General features: G+C 66.0%; 4 protein-coding genes and 1 pseudogene. All 5 read right to left on the bottom strand.

Going from position 1 to position 6,755, the window contains the following annotated elements; all coding sequences use genetic code 11:
• Window positions 1-39: 39 nt before the first annotated feature.
• Window positions 40-792 (bottom strand): glycosyltransferase family 2 protein, encoded by a 753-nt coding sequence (locus tag JOZ76_RS30385; RefSeq protein ID WP_291705033.1) that lies wholly within the window; start codon window positions 790-792, stop codon window positions 40-42.
• A gap of 179 nt (window positions 793-971) precedes the next feature.
• A complete protein-coding gene (locus JOZ76_RS30380; RefSeq protein ID WP_291705031.1) occupies window positions 972-1,763 on the bottom strand; it encodes a phosphatase PAP2 family protein in 792 nt (263 codons plus the stop codon).
• A gap of 1 nt (window position 1,764) precedes the next feature.
• Complete coding sequence (locus JOZ76_RS30375) at window positions 1,765-3,507, bottom strand: ArnT family glycosyltransferase (protein WP_291705029.1); 1,743 nt, start codon at window positions 3,505-3,507, stop codon at window positions 1,765-1,767.
• A gap of 51 nt (window positions 3,508-3,558) precedes the next feature.
• The gene (gene pbpC, locus JOZ76_RS30370) at window positions 3,559-5,784 is read right to left on the bottom strand and encodes a penicillin-binding protein 1C (protein WP_441300130.1); all 2,226 of its coding nucleotides are present in this window, start codon (window positions 5,782-5,784) and stop codon (window positions 3,559-3,561) included.
• 10 nt (window positions 5,785-5,794) lie between these two features.
• Window positions 5,795-6,755, bottom strand: a pseudogene (locus JOZ76_RS30365) (alpha-2-macroglobulin family protein); the annotation flags it as partial.

The raw sequence follows: 6,755 nt of genomic DNA, 5'->3' as shown, positions 1-6,755 counted from the left end.
AGAGGTAATCGCCGAGCGCCTGCCCGTACTGAATCAGCATCACTTCACCTCGGTCACGGCCGGCGTCGGTTTCTTGCGACGGATCAGCCACCAGACGCCGAACAGATCCAGAATTCCGATCCACAGCCGATCGAAGAAGCCGTAGTTCGAGACGCCGGCGTGCCGCGGCCGATCGATCACGTCGACATAGGCGATCTCAAAACCCTCCCGGCGCATCAGCGCAGGCAGGAACCGATGCAGCCCGTCGAAATAGGGCATGGCCAGAAACACCTCGCGGCGGAAGGCTTTCAGGCCACATCCGGTGTCGCGGGTGCCATCGTGCAAAATCGAGCTGCGCACGGCATTGGCGACGCGCGACTGCAGCTTCTTGAAGCCGGTATCCTTGCGGCCGACCCGTTGGCCGGCGACCAGGCCTATGCGCAGGCCGCCCTTTTCGAGCGTCGCGATCAGGTCGGGCAGGAAGGCCGGATTGTTCTGGCCATCGCCGTCGAGGGTCGCCACGATCGCGCCGCGTGCCGCCCGGACGCCGCTGCGCACAGCCGCCGACTGGCCGGTTGAAATGGCATGGCGGAGCTGGCGCAGATTGGACCGCTGGGTCATGGCGGCCGCGAGCTGCTCCGCGGTCGCGTCCGTCGAGCCGTCATTGACATAGATGATCTCATAGGCCCAGCGGCCATCGAGGGCGGCGGCGATCTCCGCGATCAGAGGCGCGATGTTATCGGCTTCATTGCGAACGGGAACGACGATAGACACCGCGACCGCTTGATCAGGAGAAGGCAAATCGACGCTCATCTTTGGCAGTCAGCCTCAAAAGGATGGGTCCCGCGCCATCCGCGGGCCGCTTCTTACGGAGCCAATGAAGTGCCGGCAACCCCTTTTCAGCCAGCTCGCGCGCGATCTCGGTTTTATGCCTTAGCTCGTTGTTTCAGCGTGACTTTTTGGATAGTCGAAGTTTCGCGACGGCGACCCTTCTAGCGCGGGACGATCGCGCCCTCGCGGTCGACGGTGAAGGCGATCCGCCGCACGGCAAACCAGTATTGCACCCCTGCTGCGCCAACAATCCCGATCACGGCACCGCCGACGACGTCACTCGGATGATGCGCCAGCAGCACGAGCCGCGTCAGCGCGATGATCACGGCGTAAGCGAGTGCCAACCAGCGCGCACGCGGCCAGATCGCGGCCACGCCGAAGGCGAGCGCAAAAGCTGTGACCGCGTGCGACGAGGGAAAGCTGAAATAGGCCTCGGTTCCGCTGAAGGGAGCGAAATTGAACGGATTGGCCTTGCCCCCGATAAAAGGCCGGCCGCGGCCAACGACCCATTTGAGGATTTGCGTCACCAGCACCGGAACAAGGACGGCCAGCAGCAGATACTCTATTCGACCGCCAAAGCGCAGCAGCGCGGCACGCGCCCGCGCGCGCGATTCCGGCAGCACCACCGCGATCGCGAGCAGGGTCACGGCGAGTACCGAGATCACATAGGCGTCCTTGCCGAAATCCGTCAGGATCCGCAACGGCCAGAGACCAGGCGTGCCCCGCGGCGGCATCAGACCGATCTCGGTCGTGTCGAAACCGATCATCAGGACGACGATGAGCACGGCGCCGGCCGCGCTCAGTCGCCCGATCTGCCGCATCAGGTGCTGTGCAGCCTTGGCACGATCCGATTGCAACGGAGGGCCCACCAGCTGCTCGAACGAGACCAGGATCAGGCGAGAGAGCTGGAGGAAGTAGGCGTCGGGCGGCTGGGAGGCGGGTGGAGCGGGCATATCACTCGGTGGTTTCGGAACGGAAGATCGAGATCGAAACCGCCCTGCCCTGCGAAATGTTGTAGCCGTCGATGCGGTTCGCGACATTGTAGCGCAGCCCGATCGCCTCCGCACGCAGTACGAAGCTGCGTTCAGAACTCTTCTCAACTAGCGCAAACCTGCAACTCCCCTGGGCCAGGAAATCCGCGGCCCCCGATCCATCGGTCAGTACGGTCGAGGTGCCCGTCATGAAGACGAGACTAGGTTCGTGAAATCCGGCCGCCGCCGCCTTCGGTCCGGCACAGGCGACATTGCGCAGCGCGCGGGCAATCTCCGCGCTCGGAAACAGCGGCGTCAATGCCGGCAGCACGACGCCATAGACCGCAAATGCCAGAAACATCGCCGCGACCACGGCGTTCAGCAGCGCGCGTTCAGCGCGCCCATCGTCATAGAGCCACCAGGCGAACAGCCCAAAAATCAGCGCGGCCGCCACGAACGGCCAGGCCAGAAACACCGGTTGCCGGGTCAGGGTGATCGCCCCGATGACCGCGATGATAGAGGTCGCCGCGGGGATCGCGAACCACCAGGCCGCGCCCCGCATCAGCCAGGAGCGGGACAGCACGCGCCGCTCCAGCGCGCCGACGGTCAGGATCGCGACCGCCGGATAGAGCGGCAGCACATAATGCGGCAGCTTGGTCAGCACGGCTTCGAACACGATCCATGACGGAACCAGCCATGCCAGAAGAAATTGCGCTCCCGGTTCGCGGCGCGCACGCCAGACCGCCGGGGCGGCCATGCCGGCGAGCGGCGCGCCCGGCCAGAACGTGATCCAGAACAACAGCAGATAGAGCCCCGGCGGTGCGCCGTGCGATTCCTGCGCCGACAATTTGCTCAGCATGTCGCCGCCGATCGAGTCGGAAAAAAACGCCTCGCCCGCGCGCCAGAAGATCGCGACGAACCAGGGCAGCACGAGGACCAGCATCCACATCAAGCCCCAGACCGGGCGCAGGCGCGGCAGCCACGCCACGCTGCGATCGAGAATGCCGAGCGCTGCGATCGTCAGCCCCGCGAACATCAGGATCAGCGGCCCCTTGAGCAGGATGCCGGCCGCGAGCGCCGTCCAGAAGATCGCCGGCCAGCTCCACGGTGGATGGGCGAGATCCTCGCCGCGCTGCCAGGACAGATAGGCGCGGGCCATCGCGCCCATTGCCGCGACCACGGTGAGCAGCAGCATCGCATCGGTCTTGCCGAGCCGCGCCTCGACCCCGAGCAGCACCGAGCTGCACATCATCAGTGCGGCGAACACCGCGCCACGCCGGGTCACGAAGGCAAGCGCCGCCCAATAGGTGAGGAGGACCGCGCCGATGGCGCCGATCAGCGAGGGGATACGGTAGAGCCAGATCCTTAACGGCGCTCCCGAGAGGCCGAGCGCCGAGGCGCTTTCGACGGCAGCGGCCTGCAGCCAGTAGATGCCGACCGGCTTCTTGTAGCGCACGTCGTCCTGGAAGCGGATGTCGACGAAATCGCCGCTCTCCACCATCTGCTTGGTGGCCTGCGCGAACCGCGCCTCGTCGCGATCAACAGGCGGAATCCGAAAGAAGCCCGGCAGGAACAGAACGAGACCGCAGAGGATCAGGAAGGCCGCGACGCGCGTGTGGCTGGAGGTGACGAATTCGATCACGCGGACCAGCCGATGACCCGGATTCACCAGGTTTTTCGGCTCGCGCGGCTCTCCAAAACGGGGTTTTGCATAGGTCTCGGCCATGGGTTCCGCATACGATGAAACTGTATGGGCCACAACCGCTTCAGCCGGCCGTCACTGGATTCTGACCACGACTGTGTCCGTCGCGCCCGCAGCGTCGATCACGGTGAGGCGCGCAAAGCCCGGCCCCGGCGGATCGATCAGCCGCTGTCTGCGGCCATCGATCTGGCCCACCGCGGTCCCGTTCACGAGCATGGTCATCGGCAGCACCCCGCCGGCGACCTTGACCGGCATGGCGGACACCTCGCCGCCCGCGCGATCGAGTTCGATCCGGGAGCCGTTTTGGGGGAACTGGATGTGCAGCGCCTGATCGCCGCCGGCGCGCAAAAGTTCGCCGAACGGCCGGAACCGGCGCAGCGGCAGCGGCAGTTTGGCGTTGCTCGCCAGCAACGCGCCCTTGGGCGGTTTTGGTAACCCCGCCGGCAGTTTGCCGGTGCGCGCGAAGGCATCGAACAGGATGGGCGCCGCCGCCACGCGCCCGATCAGCCCCGGCACGGGCGCGCCGTCGGGGCGACCGACCCAGACGCCGATCGTGACATGACCGTCAAAACCGACCGACCAGGCGTCGCGATAGCCGTAGCTCGTGCCGGTCTTGAACGCGATGCGGCCCGCGGCGGCGTTTTCGGGCGGCGGCGTGCCCAAAAGCACGCTGCCGACCTGCCAGGCCGCGACCTGGTCCATCAGCCTCCGGGGATCGCGCTCATCGCCCTCGTCACGCATGACCTCGCGCAGTCGCCGCGTGGTGCCGAGCCGCGGCAGCCCGGCATAGAGCAGCGCGAGATCCTGCAAGGTCACGCCGACGCCACCGAGGCCCATCGCCAGCCCCGGCGCTTCGTCCTTCGGCAACACGAGGTTCGCGCCGGCCTGCCGCAGGCGCGACGCAAGCCGGCTCGCGCCGACGCGGTCGAGCAGCGTGATCGCCGGGACGTTGAGCGACAATTGCAGCGCCTTGCGCACTGGCACCGTGCCCTGAAAGGTCTGATCGAAATTTTCCGGCGCGTAGGAGCCGAAGCGGATCGGCCGGTCGTCGATCAGGCTCTCGGGATGAACAAAACCGTCCTCGAAAGCGAGCCCATAGATGAACGGTTTCAGCGTCGATCCCGGCGAACGCACCGCGCGTGTCATGTCGATCTGGCCGGCGCGGCTATAATCGAAATAGTCGGCCGAGCCGACATGGGCGAGCACCTCGCCGCTGTCATTGTCGACCACCATGATGGCGACGGAGACGTTTGGCCCGAGCGCAATCGCGCGATCATGGGCCAGCGGCTCCAGCACCTTCTGCAGGCGGGAGTCGAGCGTGAGGCGGATCACCGGCGCATCTTTCATGATCGCGGCCGCCTGGTCGGAGGCGTGCGGCGCCAGGATCGGGATCGATTTCCGCATACGGGGCACCGGCACGGCCTTGGCCTGCGCGGCATCGTCGCTCGTGATCCGCTGCTCCTCGACCATGCGGTCGAGCACGCGGTCGCGCGCCGTGCGCGCCGCGTCCGCGTAGCGGTCGAGCCGGCGGGTTTCCGGCGATTGCGGCAGCGCCACCAGCAGCGCGGCCTCGGCCAGGGTCAACCGTTTTGGCTCCTTGCCGAAATAGGCGATGGAGGCTGCGCGAATGCCTTCGAGATTGCCGCCGTAAGGCGCGAGCGCGAGATAGAGATCGAGGATCTCATCCTTGCTGAGCTGTCGCTCCAGCTCGACGGCGCGCACGATCTGCCGAAGTTTTGCGTAGAGCGAGCGCTCGCGCCGCGGCTCCATCAGCCGCGCGAGCTGCATCGTGATGGTCGAGCCGCCGGAGACGATCTGCCCGCGCGTTACGAGCTGAAAGGTCGCGCGCCCCAGCGCCAGCGGATCGACGCCGTGATGATCGTAAAAACGTTGGTCCTCGAAGCCGAGCAGTACCTTCAGATAGGTCGGATCGACGTCGGCTTTTGAGCTGACCGGCAGCCGCCAGCGGCCGTCGGCCATCGCGTAGGCACGGAGCAGTTTTCCATTGCGATCGACGATGGAGGTGGAGATTTCACGCGCTTTGGCCAGCGGCAGCGGTCCGAGGGAGATGACCCAGGCGATGAAGATGCCCGAGAGGCAAACGATCACCAGCGTAATCGCGGCAACGACACGAACGGCACGCCGTTTCCCTCCGCCGTCATGGCCGGGCTTGTCCCGGCCATCCACGTCTTCGTTCTTGGCGAGGAAAGACGTGGATGCCCGGCACAAGGCCGGGCATGACGAGGGAGTTTGAGGCTCCCGCGTCCCACCCAACTCCCCGCTCATTTCAGCATCACTCATTTGAGCATACTCATTTCGCCGCCCGCACCTCGATCGTGCCGGTCCCGCTGCGGCCGTAGCGCGAGGGATTGTACATGTCCTCGACATAGGCCTGCGGTAGCACGTATTTGCCGGGCGAGACCGCGCGCACCACATAGGCGACCGTGAACACCGACTTGTCGTCCGACTTGCGGTCGATCGCCGCCGAAAAATGATCGTCGCGGAACTCGGCATTTTGCGGCTCCACGCCGTCCTCGATCCAGTCCAGGGTGCCGGTGTCGCCCGACGACACCAGATGCGGATTGTCGATCTCAAAACCGGCGGGCAGATAATCCGACACCATGATGTGACCGAACTCCACCTTGGGCTCGGTGATCTTCAGCACCACCGCAAAGCGGTCGTTCTGCTTCGCCTGCGCCACATTGGCCGGCTTGCCGTCGAGCGTGAAATAGTTGCGCTCGATCGCAAACCCGTTCGCGGCTGATGGCTCCGGCGTCAGCGGCGAGCCGGACACCGACACGACCGCCTGCAACGGCGCATCGCCGGTGTTGGTGATCCTGATCGACTTGCCGTCGAGCTCGGCGGCGCGGTAGCTGCGGAACAGCGCCGCCTTGATCGGCGTGCCCTGGAGGTCGAGCGATATCGTCTCCTTCGCGAGCGCCCGCGCGGCGAGCACCAGCCAGGCATTCTCCTGCGTCGAGGTGTAGGGCGACAGGCCGCGCGCCGCCTCGACCCGCAAAACCGACTGCGTCAGCGTCGCCTTCGGCGCATTGCCCTCGCCTGCTAGCGACACCAGCGCCGCCGCATCGCGCAGCTCGGAGCCGTAGTCGACACGGCCAAAGGTCAGCACCGGCTTTGGCGACAGGCTGTCGAGCGCTGCCTGGTAGACGCGCTCGGCGCGGCCCCGGTCACCGACCAGTGCCAGCGCCGCCGCCAGTTGCGACTTGGCAATGGGCGTCGCCAGATTGTTCAGCTTGGTATCGGCGAGATAG

Source organism: Bradyrhizobium sp., assembly GCF_019244115.1.
Lineage (GTDB): Bacteria > Pseudomonadota > Alphaproteobacteria > Rhizobiales > Xanthobacteraceae > Bradyrhizobium.
Note: the sequence above shows the minus strand (reverse complement) of the source record. Positions and strands in the feature narration are given on the sequence as shown.

Bases quoted from the DNA above. Each gene is read 5' to 3' on its own strand.
- JOZ76_RS30385 (WP_291705033.1), bottom strand. From the start codon at position 792: ATGAGCGTCGATTTGCCTTCTCCTGATCAAGCGGTCGCGGTGTCTATC.
- JOZ76_RS30380 (WP_291705031.1), bottom strand. From the start codon at position 1,763: ATGCCCGCTCCACCCGCCTCCCAGCCGCCCGACGCCTACTTCCTCCAG.
- JOZ76_RS30375 (WP_291705029.1), bottom strand. From the start codon at position 3,507: ATGGCCGAGACCTATGCAAAACCCCGTTTTGGAGAGCCGCGCGAGCCG.
- pbpC (WP_441300130.1), bottom strand. From the start codon at position 5,784: ATGAGTGATGCTGAAATGAGCGGGGAGTTGGGTGGGACGCGGGAGCCT.